18 protein-coding genes and 1 riboswitch are annotated in these 18,128 nt (G+C 53.6%); of the genes, 9 read left to right on the top strand and 9 right to left on the bottom strand.

Annotation, left to right across the window (positions count from 1 at the left end; all coding sequences use genetic code 11):
• Positions 1-12: 12 nt before the first annotated feature.
• A complete protein-coding gene (locus QUD59_RS13710) occupies positions 13-942 on the bottom strand; it encodes a universal stress protein (protein WP_286237670.1) in 930 nt (309 codons plus the stop codon).
• A gap of 187 nt (positions 943-1,129) precedes the next feature.
• On the opposite strand from QUD59_RS13710, the gene QUD59_RS13705 reads away from it, so the two are divergent.
• Together QUD59_RS13705 and QUD59_RS13700 are read left to right on the top strand one after the other, a co-directional pair.
• Positions 1,130-1,546 carry a YgaP family membrane protein gene (locus tag QUD59_RS13705; protein ID WP_286237669.1) on the top strand — a complete coding sequence of 139 codons (417 nt, stop codon included), beginning with the start codon at positions 1,130-1,132 and terminating at the stop codon, positions 1,544-1,546.
• 180 nt (positions 1,547-1,726) lie between these two features.
• Complete coding sequence (locus QUD59_RS13700) at positions 1,727-3,007, top strand: GGDEF domain-containing protein (protein ID WP_286237667.1); 1,281 nt, start codon at positions 1,727-1,729, stop codon at positions 3,005-3,007.
• Between the two features lie 4 nt (positions 3,008-3,011).
• On the opposite strand, the gene QUD59_RS13695 is transcribed toward QUD59_RS13700, so the two are convergent.
• Genes QUD59_RS13695 through QUD59_RS13685 form a run of 3 tightly spaced genes read right to left on the bottom strand, consistent with a single transcriptional unit; the run spans position 3,012 to position 7,724 of the window.
• The gene (locus tag QUD59_RS13695) at positions 3,012-4,313 is read right to left on the bottom strand and encodes a DUF1302 family protein (RefSeq protein ID WP_286237666.1); all 1,302 of its coding nucleotides are present in this window, start codon (positions 4,311-4,313) and stop codon (positions 3,012-3,014) included.
• Positions 4,313-5,125, bottom strand: a complete 813-nt coding sequence (locus QUD59_RS13690) for an outer membrane lipoprotein-sorting protein (protein WP_286237665.1) — start codon at positions 5,123-5,125, stop codon at positions 4,313-4,315. The genes QUD59_RS13695 and QUD59_RS13690 overlap by 1 nt, the downstream gene beginning before the upstream one ends.
• Positions 5,118-7,724: an efflux RND transporter permease subunit gene (locus QUD59_RS13685; RefSeq protein ID WP_286237663.1), complete on the bottom strand. Its 2,607-nt coding sequence runs from the start codon at positions 7,722-7,724 to the stop codon at positions 5,118-5,120. Before QUD59_RS13685 ends, QUD59_RS13690 begins: the two co-directional genes overlap by 8 nt.
• 314 nt (positions 7,725-8,038) lie before the next feature.
• Between QUD59_RS13685 and QUD59_RS13680 the strand changes: the two genes are divergently transcribed.
• Positions 8,039-8,323, top strand: a complete 285-nt coding sequence (locus QUD59_RS13680; RefSeq protein ID WP_286241033.1) for an ArsR/SmtB family transcription factor — start codon at positions 8,039-8,041, stop codon at positions 8,321-8,323.
• A 123-nt stretch (positions 8,324-8,446) separates the two neighbouring features.
• The gene (locus QUD59_RS13675; protein ID WP_286237662.1) at positions 8,447-8,929 is read left to right on the top strand and encodes a GNAT family N-acetyltransferase; all 483 of its coding nucleotides are present in this window, start codon (positions 8,447-8,449) and stop codon (positions 8,927-8,929) included.
• 90 nt (positions 8,930-9,019) lie between these two features.
• Here the strand turns inward: QUD59_RS13675 and QUD59_RS13670 are convergent, their stop codons facing one another.
• The gene (locus QUD59_RS13670) at positions 9,020-11,764 is read right to left on the bottom strand and encodes a bifunctional acetate--CoA ligase family protein/GNAT family N-acetyltransferase (RefSeq protein WP_286237661.1); all 2,745 of its coding nucleotides are present in this window, start codon (positions 11,762-11,764) and stop codon (positions 9,020-9,022) included.
• A 362-nt stretch (positions 11,765-12,126) separates the two neighbouring features.
• Here QUD59_RS13670 and QUD59_RS13665 point away from each other — a divergent pair, with 362 nt between their 5' ends.
• Positions 12,127-12,348 (top strand): hypothetical protein, encoded by a 222-nt coding sequence (locus QUD59_RS13665; protein WP_286237660.1) that lies wholly within the window; start codon positions 12,127-12,129, stop codon positions 12,346-12,348.
• Between the two features lie 42 nt (positions 12,349-12,390).
• Here QUD59_RS13665 and QUD59_RS13660 read toward each other — a convergent pair whose 3' ends face one another.
• A complete protein-coding gene (locus tag QUD59_RS13660) occupies positions 12,391-12,594 on the bottom strand; it encodes a hypothetical protein (RefSeq protein WP_286237659.1) in 204 nt (67 codons plus the stop codon).
• A gap of 99 nt (positions 12,595-12,693) precedes the next feature.
• Here QUD59_RS13660 and arfB point away from each other — a divergent pair, with 99 nt between their 5' ends.
• A complete protein-coding gene (gene arfB, locus QUD59_RS13655) occupies positions 12,694-13,107 on the top strand; it encodes an alternative ribosome rescue aminoacyl-tRNA hydrolase ArfB (RefSeq protein WP_286237658.1) in 414 nt (137 codons plus the stop codon).
• Here arfB and QUD59_RS13650 read toward each other — a convergent pair.
• Complete coding sequence (locus QUD59_RS13650; RefSeq protein WP_286237657.1) at positions 13,101-13,637, bottom strand: YaeQ family protein; 537 nt, start codon at positions 13,635-13,637, stop codon at positions 13,101-13,103. The genes arfB and QUD59_RS13650 overlap by 7 nt on opposite strands.
• Positions 13,638-13,741: 104 nt before the next feature.
• On the opposite strand from QUD59_RS13650, the gene QUD59_RS13645 reads away from it, so the two are divergent.
• Entirely contained in the window at positions 13,742-14,809 is a 1,068-nt protein-coding gene (locus QUD59_RS13645; RefSeq protein WP_286237656.1) for a nucleoid-associated protein, read from the top strand.
• Between the two features lie 16 nt (positions 14,810-14,825).
• On the opposite strand, the gene QUD59_RS13640 is transcribed toward QUD59_RS13645, so the two are convergent.
• The gene (locus tag QUD59_RS13640) at positions 14,826-15,755 is read right to left on the bottom strand and encodes an AEC family transporter (protein WP_286237655.1); all 930 of its coding nucleotides are present in this window, start codon (positions 15,753-15,755) and stop codon (positions 14,826-14,828) included.
• A gap of 217 nt (positions 15,756-15,972) precedes the next feature.
• Here QUD59_RS13640 and QUD59_RS13635 point away from each other — a divergent pair, with 217 nt between their 5' ends.
• Together QUD59_RS13635 and QUD59_RS13630 are read left to right on the top strand one after the other, a co-directional pair.
• Positions 15,973-16,281, top strand: coding sequence for a hypothetical protein (locus QUD59_RS13635; protein ID WP_286237654.1), 309 nt, complete (start codon positions 15,973-15,975; stop codon positions 16,279-16,281).
• 178 nt (positions 16,282-16,459) lie between these two features.
• Positions 16,460-17,659 (top strand): EAL and HDOD domain-containing protein, encoded by a 1,200-nt coding sequence (locus tag QUD59_RS13630; protein ID WP_286237652.1) that lies wholly within the window; start codon positions 16,460-16,462, stop codon positions 17,657-17,659.
• Positions 17,660-17,661: 2 nt separating this feature from the next.
• Here QUD59_RS13630 and QUD59_RS13625 read toward each other — a convergent pair whose 3' ends face one another.
• Positions 17,662-17,967, bottom strand: a complete 306-nt coding sequence (locus tag QUD59_RS13625; protein WP_286237651.1) for a hypothetical protein — start codon at positions 17,965-17,967, stop codon at positions 17,662-17,664.
• Positions 17,968-18,005: 38 nt separating this feature from the next.
• Positions 18,006-18,109: riboswitch (SAM-I-IV-variant riboswitch) on the bottom strand.
• Positions 18,110-18,128: the final 19 nt, after the last annotated feature.

Genomic DNA, 18,128 nt, shown 5'->3' with positions numbered 1-18,128 from the left:
TGTTGAAGTGAGCTACTCGGCAACAGGGCAGACAAAATCGGGATGTTTAACGATCAGCACATCACAATCCACGTGGTCTACTACGTATTCCATGGTGCTGCCCACCAGCCAGCGGTCCAGTACACTGCGGGCAACGGCCCCCATCGCCACAATATCAACCTGATTATGCCGGGCATAATTACTGATGGTCAGGTCCGCCTCACCCTTGATGATATCCACCAGATAGGAGTCTGAACTGAGACCAAACTCTTCCAGAATCCCGTTGCAGGTGGAAAGATGGGTTTTCTCTACCCGATCCTGCAGGGCTTCGTAGTCAGTCACAACGTGCTCATCAAAGATCGCTTCGTGGGGCAGGGTGTTATAGCAGTGCAGCACACGCAGCTCGGTGAACTCATCACCAACAAAACCGCGCGACCGGCTCAGCAGCTCCCGATCCAGCAGCGCACGCTGGTCACCTTCGTGCAAAGGGTCAATACAGGCGACGATCCGGCAGTGATCAGGCCAGGGGGTGTTTTTGACAAACAGTACCGGTACCGGACATTTACGTGCAATCTGCCAGTCCACCGGCGCAAACAGATAGTGACCAATGCGGCTGTGTGGGGCCACCGGGTGCAGTAGCAGATCCGGTTGATAGCGCAGTACCTTGCGTACCACGCCCTCGCCGGTATGGCGATTCCAGCAGGCATCGAACTCTGCTTCAACCCCCTCCACCTGCAGTCCCTGACAGAGCGCTTCCAGCCGGGATTCAATCTGCCGCACGTAGGCATGTTCGGCTTTCTGCTCCTCGGCTTTATCAAACAGATAACCATGCTTTATTGAGCGGTTATAGCAACAGCAGAACAGCTCCACCCGGGCATTGTGCTGCAACGCCAGCCGGGCGGCTTTGGTCAGCAGCGCCGCGCTGTCCTGTTTAAAGTCGATATTTACCAGTATTTTTTCCATTACACGGTCCTGTAGCTGTCCCCTGTTGTAAAGTCTGGACGCTAAGCCGCTGCTTCGCCAGCATTTGCTTATAACCCCTGCTTTATCTGGTCTGCACTCTTTATATTTAAATAATCTAATATAGATATTAATATTAGAAACTACTTATATATAATGTACCTCATCGAACTTACACCGGGATCTGACAATGTCACTGAATGCTGCACTGCGCCTGATGGCAGGCCTCGTTATACTCACCAGCCTTGTACTGAGCTATTACAGCCATCCTGACTGGCTTTATCTGACCGCATTTGTAGGCCTGAACCTGTTCCAGTCCAGTTTCAGTCGCTGGTGCCCCGCGGTATACCTGTTTCGTAAGATCGGCCTTTCAGAGGAAAGCTGTGACAGTTCTGCGCCCAGCGTCCATCAGGGCGTCCACTTTATCGCCGGCAGCGCAGTACTGATCACCGTGCTGCCGGTGATTCTGTTGAACTTGCCGGTTAATCTGTTGCTGGCTACCGGAGTCATTGGCCTGAGTCTGACCCAGTCGGCCTTTACTGGCTGGTGCCCGGCAATGAGCCTTGCGGCTATGCTCGGCTGTGGCAAAGCCATACCCCGGCACTGAGCCTTACCCGGGCAGCTCCCCTGAGACTGCCCGGCCTCCTCTGAAGCGCCCGCTGATCGGCTGTGCCAGAATCTGCCAATCACCTGATATCTGTGTGTTTTTTGTTGAATAAGGAGATTATTTTTAAAGCCGATATGGCTACAATGGGCAGGTAGAACCCTGACTGAGCCCAATAATCTGATGTTACTGAGAACCGCTGGTTTAATCGTACCGTCCCTTATCCTGTTGTGTGGCGCCGGCTTTTTGCTTCCTGTCACCGCTCAGTTAAGCAGCGAATACCAGACCATTCTTACCCTGGCTCCCTATCCGGTCGCCCTGATTGTCTGTTTATTGGGTTATGGTTTTAACTCCAGCCGGATCCTCTTTGCCGCGCTTAATCTGAGTTGTGCCTACTGGCTGATTCAGAACGGCCTGCAAACCAGCCTTAATCAACCTGATGCTTTTGTCCTGTTCAGTCTTATCTCACTGTTATTGCCCCTGCATCTGGGGATGATTGCGCTTTATCGGGAGCGGGGCCTGCTGACACCGGCCGGAATCATTCGCCTGCTGGCGATTCTGCTGAGCTACGGCCTGCTGATGCTAGTCTGGTCTAACGGTTCACTGGGGCTTTACCTGCCGAACCTGCCCATGATGATGCTTGAGATGCTGCTGCATGAGTATTACCTGAGTGAAGCCGCCGCACTGGCTTTTTTCCTCGGCCTGATACCGGTACTGCTCTCCTTTGCGTTTCGTCGTACCTTTACAGATGCGGCGTTGCTGGCCTCACTGATCTCCTCGCTGATCATGCTCAGTTGGTTTAACCAGCCGATGATCTCTGCGCTGTTTGTCTCTGCCAGCCTGATCGCTCTGGCGATATCGGTAGTACAGAACTCTTACAAGATGGCATTTATCGATGAGCTGACCGGCATTCCGGCCCGCCGGGCGCTGCAGGATAAACTCTCAACACTGGGTAAAAAATACACACTGGCGATGAGCGATATCGACCACTTTAAGAAGTTTAATGATACCTATGGCCATGATGTCGGCGATCAGGTTCTGAAGATGGTAGCGGCTAAGCTGAATCAGGTCAGCGGTGGTGGCCGGGCTTATCGTTACGGTGGTGAGGAATTTACCCTGGTCTTTCCGGGTAAAAGCGAGGCGGAGGCGCTGCCCTATATCGAGCAACTCCGGGAGACTATCGCCAACTACCCGATGCATATCCGTAACCAGAACCGACCACAGGATAACGAAAAGGGCGAAAAATTACGCAGTAAAGCCTCTGAAAGCGAGATTGTCAGCGTCACCATCAGTATCGGCCTGTGTGAGAAAACCCCGGAGCTGAGCGACCCGATGGCGGTCATTAAAAAAGCCGATGAAGCACTTTACGTGTCGAAGAAAAACGGACGTAACTGCACCACCCCGGCCCACTTCAAACCTGAAACCAAGTCACAACGGCGCGGCCACCGTAAGGATTACGCCTGACAGCCTAATAGCTGAATCTCAGCCGGGCGTAGACATTGTCTGCCTGATCAAACTGGCCAAAGAAGCTATGGGGTTGTGCGCCACTAAACAGGTTGGCCCCCAGCGTGAGGTTCAGATTGTCGTTGAACTTGTAGCTCAGTGATGGCCGATGGTATGCATCCTGATCGGTATCCGAGTAAAAACTGAACCAGCTCAGGCTCAACCGATCCTGCATTGCCCGGTAACTCAGGCGCATCGTCCAGAGCTGCCTGTGTTCATCCACCCGATAGACCGAACCACTATCGTTCTCTGACAATGCATCATAGTCCAGGGTTCTTTCCAGATAGTACTGCAGCCCCAGCGTCAGCCGAGGTGCCAGCTCCTGCTCGTAACCGAGCAGCAACCTTAACTGATCGTTTGGCAGGCGCGGGTCATTACCCTGATGATCCTGCCCCTGATACCAGGCCAGCTCTGCATGAGCGATACCACGAGCCAGATTTCCACGCAGACTCGCCCCCAGACTGTTCAGACGGCTGAAGTAAGGCTCCCCGTCTGCATTAATCGCATTGGGTTGTTTCCAGTATCCACGGTAGGCATATAAAGCCCACTCCGTTGCACTACCCGACCCCAGATCACGGCGTCCGTAGAGCCGGGCAGCCAGTTCGCCATTCGCCAGACGCTGTTTCGGTTCGGTTGGATCGATCTTATTCTCCGGTGCCGCCACCTGCTGACCGGCCCCAGCAGAGAAATAGGAAAAGCGCTCACCATTGATAAACCGGTCCGGGGTCAGCTCCGGCGTCCAGACCAGATCCAGACTGGCCTTCTGACCATACAGAGAGAGTTTTAAACTGGTTGAGGGCGCTTTGAGATATTCATCATCCCGTCCGGAGAAGAATGACTGCCAGTCTTTGGCGAACAGGTCATTAAGAAACAACAGATCACCGGTACCCCAAGTCAGCACCTGATGACCAAGACGCAGGTCGGCATTATCGGCCAGCGAAATATCCGCCAGCGACTCGCGAATATCCAGATGTGCACCGGGCTCTACCCCATCAGCATAAAGATCCAGTTTGGCACTCAGGCGGACCGTATCGGCGTAGGTTTCCAGTTCGAGACGACTGCGAAATTCTGCAAGGCTCAGATCGTCATCGGCCAGAACCGGATCATTGTCGATCCGGCCCCCTGCTGCCAGCTCAACGAAACCGTGTAGCCGGATCTCCTGTTGCCCGGGTTCCGCCCAGACATCCTCACCCCAGTCATCCTGAGCATGAAGCGAGGGGGCTGATAACGCCAGCAGCAGAGGTACACTCCGATAACAGAGCCGCATTACTCAGCTCTCCTTAACCATTCCCGCGGCGGTTTACGCAGGGAACGTTCACTGAACACCTCAGCCCCCATCCCCAGATCATAACTCTGATAGCGAAACTGCAACCGGGTTTCGCCACCGCTGCGCAGATCCTCGACCCGGGATTCCGCGACCGTGATATGCCCCTGAATCATCTCGCTTTGCAGGACTTCCACCCGACGATAGACCTCACCCTGAGCATCCTGATACTCAATCTTTTCTGCGAGAAAATTGTCCCGGTTGATCCAGGCGGTATAACGGGAAAACTCGACACTGGCCGGGGCCAGCGGCGTATTTTCTATCACATAGTATTGCCCGCTGGTTTCGATCAGACGATGACTGTCCTCACGGGGGCTGCGTCCGGAAACATCTTCATAAAAAAAGTGAGAACCGACAAAACTGCTGCGCTTATCCCCGGCGGAGATCCGCTTCACCAGATCCAGCCCCGGCAGGTAGAGCCAGCGGTCATCGTCCCCTCCCGGCTTTTTCGCCACGAGAAACACCGTATTACGGACATCCGCCGGCCGACTGAAGACCACCAGAAAATCCTGCTCCCCTCCCTCTTCGCGGTCACGACGCAGAATGGTGAACTGGCGCATCTGCTCACGCCCCTGAGCATCCCGGATCAGCATACGCGCTTCGGCCCGGCCATCACTGGCAGCGTAATAAGCCGCCAGATTGGCCCGATTAACAATAGCGTCAGCATCCGTCAGCGCCTCACTGCTGTGTGCAGGTGTACTGATACCCAGCCACAGGCTGAATATAATGCCCGCAAAGGCTGTAAGTTTAGTCATGGTATTTCTCCTGTTTAACGGCCGGGAACAGCGCTGATTTCTGGCCGATCAGATGGATCACCGCCGGCAGCAGAATCAGGGTTACCAGCGCCGAAACCAGCATGATCATCGCCAGAAAGAATCCGACCGTGATATAGGGCACCAGTGGTGCAAACAACAGCGGTGTAAACCCGATCGCCACCACGGTCGCGTTACGGCTTATCGCCCGTGCAGGGCCCTGATAGAGGGCATTCACCGTTGCCGGCCAACTACCAGTGCTGCGGTAGATAGCCCGACAGCGCTCAAGAAAATGGATCGCAAAATCCACTGATAAACCCAACGTCAGAGCCGATAGCACCGCAATAGGCATATCGTAGTCTTTACCCACAAACCCGATCAGGCCGTAGATAAACAGAATCGTCACGCTCAACGGCAACATCGCCAGCAAGCCCAGTCGAATCGAGCGGAACAGCAACACCATCATCAGCAGCACCATAAAGAACGCACTGACCAGACTCTTCAGCATGCCGCTGACCATCTGCTCCTGCCAGACCAGATTAATGTAGGTCAGCCCCGCCCAGTTCAGGCTCACCCCCGCTGGCAACGGATGGGTGTCAATGTAGCCCTGTACCTGCCCGACCACCCGCACCATCTCCTGATTATCGCCGCTGTTAAGCTGTAACCAGAGCAAAGTCGCGTTGTAATCCACAGTGACCAGATGCCAGAGGTCATCCGGACGATGAGATGACTGATAACTCAGCAGTGTCTGCGCGGCGGCAGCTTGTGTAGGTGGCAGTTGATAGTCCTCTGCGGCTCCACCCTGCAACTCGCGATAAACGGTTTTCAGCAGGGTCACCAGAGAGTTGCTTTTGCCGATCAGCTCCGAGTCATCAAGGAACTGCTGCAGCCCCTGCAGGTAGTTCAGGGCTTCAGGACTCAGAAAATAACTTCGCTGACCTTGCTCCGCTTCCACCAGATCAAGCATCGCCAGCCATTGTTCCTGATACTCAGCATCAGCGAATGCCGCATCATCCAGTGCCAGCGCCAGACGATCCAGATCTTCTGCCTGTAACGGCACCTGATAAGGTTGCAGCAAGGTGGCAGTGGCTGAGCTCAGCCCGGCACTGTCAGCGCGCTGCCTGAGCTGGTGCAGCAGAATCCTGCCCGCGTCTTCGTCAGCGTCGCGTTGCAGTACCAGATAGGCGTCATAGGTTCCCGGGAAATGCCGGTTCATCACCTCGTCAGCAATCCGCAGACGATGATCCTGTTTAAACCAGCGCACCGGGTTATCATTGATCTGAATCTGACTGAGGCCATATACCGACAAGCCGCTGAGCAGTGTAAACAGAACAATAAGCAGCTTCGCACGACCCAGTGAAAATTGTCCGATCCGCCACAGCATCCGCGCCATCCGGCCGGATTGTTCTGCCTGACGCCCCTCTTCAGCAGAGAGTCGATGATCTTTCAATGCAGCCAGCCGCTGTGGCGAGAGGCTGACAATAAACGCCGGCAGCAACGTCACCGTGAGCAGAAAAGCCAGCAGAATCCCGAATGCCACGTGCAGGCCAAATACCTGCACCGGCGGAATCGGGGTAAACGCCAGAGAAGCAAAACCCACAGCCGACGTGACCGAGGTATACAGCATCGGGCTGAACAGATGGCTAAGCACCTGACGCAGAGCAGCCTGAGGTTTCTCCCCGGGTTTATAGCGATCGGCAAACTCCGACAGAATATGCACTGAGTCCACGACCGCTATCGGCATCAGAAAGATCGGAATCATCGAGCTCATAATATGCACCGTAAATCCCTGTCCGATCAGCAGACCCATAGTGATAATCACCGCCGCCATAGCGACCAGCATCGGCGCGGTGATCAGCAGCAATGAGCGGAAAAACAGCCACATCAGCACAAATATCATCAGGCCGGCGAGCGGCGCAGAGATCGCCATCTGAATAAACATCTCTACGCCGAAAGTGTCCTCTGCCACCGGCAGGCCAGCCATATAAAAGCGGTTACTCTCATCTGACCCGGTCTTCAATTCAGCGATCACCGCTTCTATCTGCTGAGACAGGCGGTAACTTTCAGATTTAGCCGTAATAGGAATGTAGATGGCGGCTGCCTGCCCGTCGCCAGAAACCAGCGTGTTACGCAGCAGAGGCAAACGTTCAACCGCCTGACGAACCTGTTCTGCGCCGGCCTGCGTGGTGGGCGCCGTCTGCATCAGCCACTGAAAACGAATCGTCCCCGGCTCAGCCTCGACCTGGCTGATATTATCAACACTGCTCAGGTCCATCAGATCCTGCTCAATGACCCCGTCCATCGCCTTGATACGCTGTGCCAGCCGCTCCAGCAGAGCAAGTGTCTGCGGGTTGTAGATGCCGTTTGGGTCGGTCTGGTTCACCACTCCGACCACCAGCATGTCGTACAGCGAGAAACGCTGTTTTACCTGATCATGGAACAGCCGCTCCGGCTGGTCATGGGGCAGCATATTTTCCGGATCGGTATCGACACTGAGCGACGGGATCTGCCAGGCAGCCAGTGCCACCAGCAACAAAATTGACAGCAACACAGGTTTTGCCTGTTGCATCGATTGCTCAACGATCCATTTAGCCGGTGCCATTTTTTCTCCAGCAACACTGATTAATATTCATAGCGGCCTAAATATTAGAACATTCTAATATTAAAAGACAAGCATTGCTTAAAATTGCGACACCATGCAGAACTGAGGTACCATTATCCACGATGATTATAATGATTAAGTCGATCAGAGAATCGGCAGACAGGACGCTGATATGGGGATGAAAAGTGCCTGCCCGGTGAGCAGTAACTATTGCTGGCAGGACAACTTAATATAATAAAAGATACAGCGCTTCGGAGTAAAACTTGAACGATACTACCTCGGTTCCCCCCCTGGATGCAGAAACCCTCAGCATGATGAAGGTGAATGCAGGAAAAGCGGCCAAGCTTATGAAGGCCCTTGGCAATGAAAGCCGCCTGCTGATTCTCTGCTATCTGGACGGTAAGGAGCTTTCTGTTACAGAGTTAAATAACTGTCTCGACCTCAGCCAGTCAGCCCTTTCGCAGCATCTGGCTGTATTGCGAAAAGATGGTCTGGTGAAAACCCGCAGGGAATCGCAAACCATTTTTTATTCGCTCGAGGGTGATACCGCTAAACGGATTATCCACACCCTGCATGAGATGTTTTGTCCCACCATGTAACCTTATCGACCAAGCCGCTTCTTCAGCGGCTTTTTTACCTCCGGGGGTCACTGGCCCCGCCACCTGACCTCAGTTATAGTATCGCGCCTCTTACCCTATCCCGATTCAGGTGGTAACCCGGTCATGTCATTACAGATACGCAACGCAACGCCAGAAGATGCAGGCCTGATTCTCAGCTTTGTTAAGGAACTGGCTGAATATGAAAAAGCCGCTCACGAAGTCCTTGCCAGCGAGGAGATGATCCGTGATTCAATTTTCGGCGACGCATCCGCTACCCGCGCCCTGATCTGCGAACAGGCTGGTGAAGCGGTCGGCTTTGCGGTTTATTTCTTCAACTATTCAACCTGGCTGGGCAAACACGGCCTCTACCTTGAGGACCTTTACGTCACTCCGGCAGCGCGCGGTAGTGGCGCCGGCAATGCTCTGCTGCGCCATCTGGCCCGGATTGCCGTTGACAGAGGCTGTGGCCGGTTTGAATGGAGTGTACTGGACTGGAATCAGCCCGCAATCGATTTTTATGAATCACTGGGAGCAAAACCACAACCTGAGTGGATCGGTTATCGCCTGACCGGCAGCGAACTGCTGGCACTGGCTGAATCTGATTGAAGCTCTTTAAAACCGGCTGAGGCTCTTTTAAAAAACAAGCTGAGGCTCTCGCCAAATACAGATCAGCCGGGCAAGCCCGGCTGATCTGTATCAGTGTGCCAGATTGAGTCGAAGTCGCTGCCAGTCCTCGGTGGGCTCATTCAGCATCATCTTCATATCAACCACATCTTCCTCGACGTTGAAGCTGTTACTGAAACCCAGCTTCTTCGCCAGATTCTGCATCCCTTTGTTGTTCGGCAGGGTTGAACCAACAATCTGCAACGTTCCCCGACTGCGGCAGTAATCGACGATCTTACTCATCAGGGCTACGCCCAGTCCTTCACCCTGAAGATCATCCCGGATCACCACACTGAACTCGGCACGAACATTGTCTGCATCAGTCACAGCACGCACCACGCCGAGGGTTTCCATCCCCTGGCCCTCATCCCGGGGTACAGAAATAATGAACGCCATCTCACGGTCGTAGTCAATCTGAGTCCAGTTGGCCAGTTCCTGATGGGTCGGAATGCCTCGGCTGTAGAAATAGCGCAGACGGATCGATTGCGGGCTGAGCTTGTTGTAAAACTCCAGATGGTTCGGCTCATCCTCACCCCGGATCGCACGCATAATGGCTTTTCGCCCGGAACGCTTCAGGCGGATCTCTTCAGTAAGATGCTCAGGATAAGGAGAGATTGACAGTTTACCCTCTTCTGCCGAGAGGGAAACGGCGACATCGGTTGCCAGCAATCCGGTCTTGTTGACCAGCAACGGGTTGATCTCCAGACACTTCAGGTGAGGCAGATCGACCACCATTTCAGAGAGATTGAGCAGCAATTTACATAACTGCTCAATATCCTGCTGCGGACGGTAACTGTTCTCTTCAATGATCTGGCAGATACGTGACTGCCGGATCAGCTCCTGCGCCAGCGCCATATTCAGCGGCGGCAGCATCACATGCCGGTCAGCCAGTACGTCAACTGTATGGCCTCCCACACCAAACACAACCACCGGGCCAAAAGTCGGATCACGGGTGATACCCACATTGATCTGCAACGACTGGAAACCACGTTTCATCTGCTGAACACAGAACCCAAGCTGATCCTCCGGCCTGAAATCTTCCGCAACCCGGTACGACAACTGCGTGGTAGCGTGCTCAATTTCAGAGGCTGAGAACAGATCAAGGGCAATATCCCGCCAGCGCTGGCTGCCTTTGGCATCGTAGCTGAAGGGGTACACATTCTGCCGGTGCAGCGCCTTGATCCGGACAGAGTTATCAATCCGTCCGGCCTGCTCCACAACCTCCGTGATATTGTGGCTGTAATAGGTGTTAGATACCGGAATATCGTATAGGTCCAGCAGGGCACAGGCTTCCTGATGGGTCAGGTAGTCGCGCTGCTCTGCCAGCGCATTCTGCACCAGATCACGGGCTTTAATATGGTTCGGGGTATTCTGCTCGACATAGGGCGGAGGTGTCTGTCGCATCACCTCCTGATTGCGATGGAAATCCACCATATGCATAAACGCATCCACCGACTCCTCAGGAGTTTTAAAGGTGGAGACGCCCGCGGCATTACAATGATTGCGTGCTTCAATCGCGGTAGCCCTGCCCATCCAGCAGGTCAGCACGTTACGCGGAGTTTTCTTCACCACCTGAATCACCTGATCGGCGGTTGCCACCGAAGGTGCCAGACGGGTCGGCGCATGCAGCACCAGCACGGCATCCACATTTTTATCTTTGCTCAACAGGCGCACGCCCTCGGCAAACCGGGCTGGCTCAGCATCTGCACTCAGATCTACCGGATTGGAACGGTTCCAGTAGGAGGGCAGGATTTCACCCAGCGCGTCAATCGTTTCATCGGTCAGTTTGGCCAGCTTACCGTTCTGCTCCAGCAAACGTTCGGTCGCCAATGCATTCAGACCGGTACCATTAGAAAGAATCGCCAGACGCTCACCGCGCATCGGCTTCATCCGGGTCAGGGTCTCCAGCGCATTAAACAGCTCGTCGGAGGTCTCTACCCGAACCACACCGGCCCGGCGGAGCGCGGCATCGTAAACCTGATCATCATCGTAAATGCCCGGCGCCAGTTCAGTGCCGGATTTCTCACCGACAAAGATATCGCTCTTCAGCACCAGTACCAGTTTGTTACGCGACGCTGAGCGCACCGCAGAGAGGAAATCACGGGCTGAACCATCAACCTGATTGAGTTGCAGCAAAATCGCGTGGGTGTATGGATCCTGCGCCAGATAATCGATGACCGACGGCAGGTTCACATCGGCCCCGTCGCCCAGCGTCAGGAAGTGTGAGAAACCAATCTCCTGACCGGTTGCCCAATCGATCATGGCCGTTCCGAGAATCCCCGACTGCCCCACATAAGCCACCTTTCCCTTGAGGATATTCACATGGGAGTAACTGGCGTTCATATGGTGTCCCGGCACCAGCATACCCATGCAGTCTGGCCCCAGCACACGGATGCCGTATGGTTTGGCCGCCTCGCGCACTTCATCGCGCAGAGTCTGACTGACGCCATCATCGGCACTCGACAGGCCACCGGTCAGAATCATCGCCGCCTTAACCATGCTCGCGCCCAGTGCACGAATAATATCTGCCACGGTTTCAGGCGGTGAGCAGATGATCGCCAGGTCCGGCATCTCAGGCAGGTCTTTCAGGCTTTTAAAACAGGGGACCGAATACACTTCGTCATAACCCTGGGAGTTAACCGCGTACAGCGCTCCTTTGAAACCGCTTTCCTGCAGGTTCTGGATCACAGCCCCTCCCATACTATTTTCCCGGGCGGAGGCACCGAAAACTGCGATGGATGCAGGTTTAAAGAAACGTTTCAAATATTTGGTGGCCACTCAGATCATTCCTCTTAAAAAGACCTTACCATTCTACCTGTTTTTTGCACTGCAGCAAAACTTTAGTCTAATATCCTTCGCAGACCAGAAATGGCGTGCGGATAGAGCAATTGTAGAAGTGCAGCATTAAGGCACGATGAACCCCGGCGGCGCCTGACATTGTTCATGCAGTCTAGCAAAGCTCTGCGCCTGGCTGGCTGATCCGCCGCAACAGCGCCCTATTAAAAGCCCTTCTGAGCGACAGCCAGCCCGGCCAGCTCCCACAGCAAAAGGTTCATCTGAAGATACTTTCCAATTTCAGAATCTGTACCATAATCAGGCTATGCGGAGACTTAATTTCAACTCAACCGTGAGGCATTGCTATGAGCCGACAACGCCCTGTTAGTGATGATTCAGATACTGTTATCGAGCTGGAAGACTGGGTACCGGAGGACGGTCTGGATGAGTCACTGGCCGACGCGACGATCTACCAGAAGGAGAGCATCAATCCAGCCAAACGCCGCCGTCTGGAAGCGATGCGTGAAGAGCGGGAGCTGCTTAAAGATATTCGTGACGTGTTTGATGACTATGATTTTGATGACTGACACTGGCAGCCATGCTGCCAGCCTTGCCTGCTTTTATCCGAATCAGGAGATGACGGCCTGAGAGGGGTAATGCGTCACTTCCAGCGGGAACCACCCCTGATCGCTGAACACAAACATCTGACTGCACAGACAACACCGATAGATTCCGGTTTCACCGGAACGCCGAACCAGTTCAAACCTCGCATCCACCTCTGCTGCTGGCTGGTTCTTTACCGTCTGACTACAAGCACACAGTGTTCTGACCATCAGTCTCTCTCCGCTGAGCTTTGAGAACAGCATGAACCAGATCCACAGAATATTCAAATCAGCTTAAGTATCCTTAGCCACTGTTGTTATAATCGCCGCATGCTGAAACTCACCAATCACGTTTTTATCTATCCTCACGAACTGGAGTTCAACGCCATACGCGCTCAGGGCAGCGGCGGTCAGAACGTCAATAAGGTCTCCAGTGCGATCCATCTGCGTTTTGATATCAGAGCTTCCTCGCTGCCTGACTTTTATAAAGAACGATTACTCAATCTGAAAGATCAGCGAGTCACCGCCTCAGGCGTGATTGTGATTAAAGCGCAGAATTTCAGAGATCAGGAGCGTAATAAAGAGGATGCCTGCCGGCGTCTGGTCGAGCTGATTCAGGAAGCCACTGCGGTCAGCAAAGCACGGCGGGCAACTAAGCCCAGCCGCAGCTCGCAGAAAAAACGGATGGATAAGAAAACCCAGCGCGGCCAGACCAAAAAGAACCGCTCCCGGGTGGATTACTGACTCAGACGGCTGAGACTCACCTCGGCCTGTTGCTCCCCGTCACTGAGGAAAATCTGCTCCTCACTGATGGTCAGCGTTAACTCCATATTCCGGCTGCACAGAGCTGCCAGAGAGTCGACACCCGCCGGATCAAAACGGTAGATCTCAGTTTTAGGCAGTTCACTCAGTGCCCCGCCCTGCTTGTTCCACCAGATATCTGTCTCACTGCCATAGGCATAGAGCCTGACCCTGTCAGCCCGGCTGACCCCTTTACGCAAACGCTCCGCTGACGCCTGCCCGACCTCAATCCATAAATGGACAGCACCATCGCCCTGCACCGTCCACAGATCCGGCTCATCGGTTGCAGACAGACCCCGACTGAACGCCAGATCAGACTCGTGGTTCAGTGCATAAGCCAGCAGTCGTACCATCATCCGGGTCTCCGTTTCCGACGGGTGCAACACCAGCGTCAGTTTATCGGTCAGATAGATATCCCGGTTCATATCCACCAGATTAAGGGTCAGTTTGTAGAGGGTTGGTTTAAGCGCCATGGTTTCGGCCTGTCTGTAGAAACGGGGGCATCTTTATACTGCATCGCCCGGCGCTTTTAAATACAATTCCACTCTGCACAAACAAGTTGGCTACTGAGGTCTATATGGAACTGAAACATCTGGCGATTCGTGAACTGGTAAAAGAATCTGAAGAAGCACCGGCGCGGATTACCGGGCGCGGCGGGATTATTCCCACTTCAGAACCGATCGCCAACCAGCTTTTCGAGACCCTCAACTCAGCCTTCAGCCGCCGCTCCAGCCTGACCCACGGTTCTTTCAACCATGAAAATGAAGAGGGCTACCCGTTTATCTCCGCGTTTGAACAATTTGTTGCATCCGAATGGGATGAAGCCGGCTTTGCCGAACTGACAGACAAAAGCATGGCCCAACTGGCAGCGGCGATTAACAATCCGTCGGCGCATACCGCCCATGGCGGCTATGTGCTGTTCGCACTCTACGCCAGTGACCGCTACGAATATCTGCTGATTGCTCTGGTGCGGGATAAAGCCAGCATCGGCTTTGACAATGACCTGCACCCGACTGAGGTCATGGAAGTCAATCTGGACCAGTTGCATCAGGGAGCACGGATCAACATCACCACCTTCCGCAAGAAACAGGACAGCTACCTCAGCTTCATCGGCAGCAAAGAGAAGGGCGAGATCACCCACTATTTCTCCACCGCTTTCGGCTGCACCGACGTGACCCCGTCGCGTAAATCCACCGGCGAGCTGATCCGGGCCGCGCGCGATTTCTGCAACCAGAACAACATGTCAGACCGCAAAGAAGAAGTCGTTGAAGATGTGGTCAGCTATCTGGAAAAACAGCGTTCTGAAAAGGAATCCGCCAACCTCAACGATGTGCAGAACCTGTTTGACGCCTATATCCCGCCGGAACAGGCTGAAACAGTCGCCGGCACCTTTGGCACCTTCGCCAATCAGGGCCCCTATAATGTCAGCCAGGAGTTCCAGCCACATACCAGTACCATCAACCGCTTTGCCAAACTCAAGGTCAAAGCCGACAACTGGGGGCTGGATTTCAATAAACGCAGTCTGGGCGATCTGAACAGCGGTAAAGATATCGAGTTCGATGAAGATGGCGGCCGCCTGATCATCAAACGCCTGCCGAGCAAAGTCCTCAACCAGCTCCGGGAAGCCCTCGAACAGCAGGACTGATTAGGGCGGCCAGGAGTCAGATCATCAGCATCACCCAGAGGGAAACGCTGACCAGAGAGAGCAGGGTTGAAATCACTACGGTCAGCGAGGTCTCCTTCTCACAGACGTCATAACGCAGCGCCATAACATGCGCCAGCGCACCGGTTGGCAGGGCTGCCAGGAACACCGCAGCCAGCAACCAGTTGCGATCTTCCAGCCCGGCCAGGGTAAAGATCGCCAGCGTCAGCAGTGGATGGATCAGCAATTTCACCGCCACCAGCCAGCCCAGCATCGCCCGGTTCCGGCTCAGGCTCTTGAACTCAAGACTGGCACCGAGACAAAACAGCGCAGCCGGCACGGTGGCAGGCGCCAGCATATCCAGCGTACTGCTGACCAGAGCGGGCAGTTCTACCTGAAACGCCGACACCGTAACCCCCAGCAGCGTTGCAATAAACACCGGACTGCGCAACAGGGATTTATCCAGAATCGCCAGCAGAGAACGCATCCCTTTGCCCTGCTCCCGCTGGCCTTCTATCAGTAGCTGGACTCCGCCAATCTGAAAAATATTTCCCAGCAGAATAATACTGATCATCGCACCGTATGCAGCCTCACCCAGCAGGCCGAATACCATCGGAATGCCCATATAGGCATAATTGGAGAAGGTCGCATTCAGTGCCCGGATAGACAGCACTTCCTTACTTTTTTCCCGGAAAAGATACCGGCAACCCAGTGCAGCAATCACCCCGGTGAGTGTCACCCCGAGCACAAACGCCAGCAGGTACGCAGGCCGGAAAAGCTGATCAAGGGAGAGCTGATAAACAGAATTAAACAGCAGCGCCGGCACCGCAAAGTAATAAACAAAGGTATTCAGGGGGGCCAGCGGCTGACCATTGAGTACAGTACGCTTACCCAGATAGCCGAGGCCGATCAGAATAAAAAGTGTCAGAATAGTTTCAATGCTGGCCATAACTCTCACGTTGCGAGGAAAATCAGCGGCTATTAGACCAATTCAGTTTTTCCAGGTCCAGACATGTTTTCTTCACAGAGTTGTTTTAACCTGCGGAAAATACAGCGTTAAATTATTTTTGTGCATTGCACAAAAAAGAGGTTGACTTGATCAAAAAACAGCCTAGAATAGGCTTCATATTGTGCAGTGCAACAAAACTTTTTTTGGGAGAACTACCATGACTAACACTACTGTTGATTTCCAGAAGTCTTTCGATGCTGTCCAGTCTCTGATGAACCTGCAGGCTCAGGCGATTACTAAGTCTATCGAGCAGCAGAAAAAGTCTGGCGAAGAGCTGACTACTTTCTTCAAATCTGAAGCTGAAAAAGCTAAAGAACTGAAAACTCCGGAAGAACTGATCAAGTTCAACATGGAAGCGAACAAAGCGCTGTTCGAACTGCTGAAAGCCCAGGGTGAAGCATTCACCTCTATCGCTAACGAAACTCGTGAAGCGGCTATGGCTGAACTGCAGGCTATCACTAAATAAGTGATCCTCAGCATCTTAAAAACCGGGCTTCTGCCCGGTTTTTTGTTTTACCCGCAGCCGCTCCTCACAAACCTCTTTCTGCACAATCTCTCTCACGTCGGGACTAGTCTTATCTGAAATTTGGGTTAAGATAAACCGTACCTGTTCTATATTTCCGGCAACCAGACCTGGGGGCGCAGTGATCGACCAAATCCTGCTAGCACGACAACCGATCCTCAACGCAGACTGCGAAACCGTCGGTTATGAACTCCTTTACCGTGATCAGAATGGCTGCCCGCCGGGCGAGCTGTTTGACCCGACATCTGCCACCTGTGAAGTCCTGCTCAGTGCCTACACCGGCATACTGCATAAAGGCAGCATGCGCACCCTGCCGGCGTTTATGAATATAAACGAGGAGCTGCTGTTTCAGGATCTGCCCAGTTTTGCCGCCGAAAATGTGGTACTTGAGATCGTTGAAGATGTTCCGATCAACGCAAAAACGGCCGAGCGGATCCGGCACCTTGCGGATAAAGGCTTCAAGATTGCACTGGATGATTTTTTCTGGCGAGATGAATTCACCCAGATTATGGATGTGGTGGATATTGTTAAGATTGATGTGCTCGCCACCCGCAAGAATGCGCTGTTCAACACGCTGGAGAAACTCGACCCCTACAACATCACCCTGCTGGCTGAAAAGGTCGAGAATATCTTTGAGTTTCACCGCTTCCGTAAACTCGGTTTCCAACTGTTTCAGGGCTACTTTTTCGCTTACCCTGAAAAAGTTGAAGGCAAGCGGGTCAGCGGTAACGAACTGACCATTATGGAACTGCTGTCCGAGCTGAATAATCCGGACGCTACCCCAGAACGCCTGCAACAGATTATCGCCAAAGACCCCCGTCTGGCGGTGCGTCTGATCAAAATCGTCAACTCCGCGACTTTTTCTTTACAGCGGGAGATCTCCACCATCACCGAAGCGGTGGTGCTGCTGGGTCTTCAGGAGCTGAAACGCTGGGCGCTGATTGTTTCTCTCTCCGGCACGCTGGATGTGCCCGATGAGTTATGTCGCGAGCTGCTGATTCGCTCAAAAATGTGCGAAATGGTGGCCCCGGCCTACGGCGTTGATGCCAGCCTGGCCTTCCTGCTGGGTATACTCTCCGGTGCTGATGCCCTGTTTTCCATCCCGATGCATGAGCTGCACGAACATATCTCGATCAGCGATGAGATGCATCAGGCCCTGACTCAACGCGAAGGCACGCTCGGTAAATTACTCTCTGACGTGATCTATTTCTCACACTATGAGTGGAACCGGCTCTCCGGGCTGATCGATGAGAGCCTGCTCCTGCAGGCTCAGGCTGAATCGATTCGCTGGGCTCTGGAAAGCCAGAAAGCGGTCAGCTGACCTTAAAGGGCTAACGGCTGGCTAACCGCGCGCGCCAGATAACGATCGATATCCGCCTGCTGCAGGCAGGCGGGATAATCATAACGCTGGCAAAGGAAGCGGTTATCTCCCTGACTGTCCCGGTATTCACTGTAAACAAAAATCGCCTTCACCACGTCTCCCTGCAGGTTCTTACGTTTACCCTCGGCAAACCAGATACGCAGTGGTTTGTGGGTTTCGCTGTGGCAACGGTTAAAGCTGGTGCAAGGCAGATTGATTGAGCAGCTGTTAAGTAGCTCTTGCGGATCGAGAAGATGTGCTTCAAACATGAGGTGCTCCCATTTAATTATGAGAGCTGACGTTGGAGGTCTACCTGATTCGTTGTCGGTATCGACCACATCGCTTTTCAGCAACCACCTTGCCCAGGTTGGCAGGTTGGTGAGGACGTCAGCCCTACTCTTGATGTCAAAAGTTGAAGACTGACTGTAGC

This window comes from Neptuniibacter halophilus, from assembly GCF_030295765.1.
GTDB classification, from domain to species: domain Bacteria; phylum Pseudomonadota; class Gammaproteobacteria; order Pseudomonadales; family Balneatricaceae; genus Neptuniibacter; species Neptuniibacter halophilus.
This window is presented reverse-complemented; position numbering and strand designations above follow the sequence as displayed.

Bases quoted from the DNA above. Each gene is read 5' to 3' on its own strand.
- QUD59_RS13710 (WP_286237670.1), bottom strand. From the start codon at position 942: ATGGAAAAAATACTGGTAAATATCGACTTTAAACAGGACAGCGCGGCG.
- QUD59_RS13705 (WP_286237669.1), top strand. From the start codon at position 1,130: ATGTCACTGAATGCTGCACTGCGCCTGATGGCAGGCCTCGTTATACTC.
- QUD59_RS13700 (WP_286237667.1), top strand. From the start codon at position 1,727: ATGTTACTGAGAACCGCTGGTTTAATCGTACCGTCCCTTATCCTGTTG.
- QUD59_RS13695 (WP_286237666.1), bottom strand. From the start codon at position 4,313: ATGCGGCTCTGTTATCGGAGTGTACCTCTGCTGCTGGCGTTATCAGCC.
- QUD59_RS13690 (WP_286237665.1), bottom strand. From the start codon at position 5,125: ATGACTAAACTTACAGCCTTTGCGGGCATTATATTCAGCCTGTGGCTG.
- QUD59_RS13685 (WP_286237663.1), bottom strand. From the start codon at position 7,724: ATGGCACCGGCTAAATGGATCGTTGAGCAATCGATGCAACAGGCAAAA.
- QUD59_RS13680 (WP_286241033.1), top strand. From the start codon at position 8,039: ATGAAGGTGAATGCAGGAAAAGCGGCCAAGCTTATGAAGGCCCTTGGC.
- QUD59_RS13675 (WP_286237662.1), top strand. From the start codon at position 8,447: ATGTCATTACAGATACGCAACGCAACGCCAGAAGATGCAGGCCTGATT.
- QUD59_RS13665 (WP_286237660.1), top strand. From the start codon at position 12,127: ATGAGCCGACAACGCCCTGTTAGTGATGATTCAGATACTGTTATCGAG.
- QUD59_RS13660 (WP_286237659.1), bottom strand. From the start codon at position 12,594: ATGGTCAGAACACTGTGTGCTTGTAGTCAGACGGTAAAGAACCAGCCA.
- arfB (WP_286237658.1), top strand. From the start codon at position 12,694: ATGCTGAAACTCACCAATCACGTTTTTATCTATCCTCACGAACTGGAG.
- QUD59_RS13650 (WP_286237657.1), bottom strand. From the start codon at position 13,637: ATGGCGCTTAAACCAACCCTCTACAAACTGACCCTTAATCTGGTGGAT.
- QUD59_RS13645 (WP_286237656.1), top strand. From the start codon at position 13,742: ATGGAACTGAAACATCTGGCGATTCGTGAACTGGTAAAAGAATCTGAA.
- QUD59_RS13640 (WP_286237655.1), bottom strand. From the start codon at position 15,755: ATGGCCAGCATTGAAACTATTCTGACACTTTTTATTCTGATCGGCCTC.
- QUD59_RS13635 (WP_286237654.1), top strand. From the start codon at position 15,973: ATGACTAACACTACTGTTGATTTCCAGAAGTCTTTCGATGCTGTCCAG.
- QUD59_RS13625 (WP_286237651.1), bottom strand. From the start codon at position 17,967: ATGTTTGAAGCACATCTTCTCGATCCGCAAGAGCTACTTAACAGCTGC.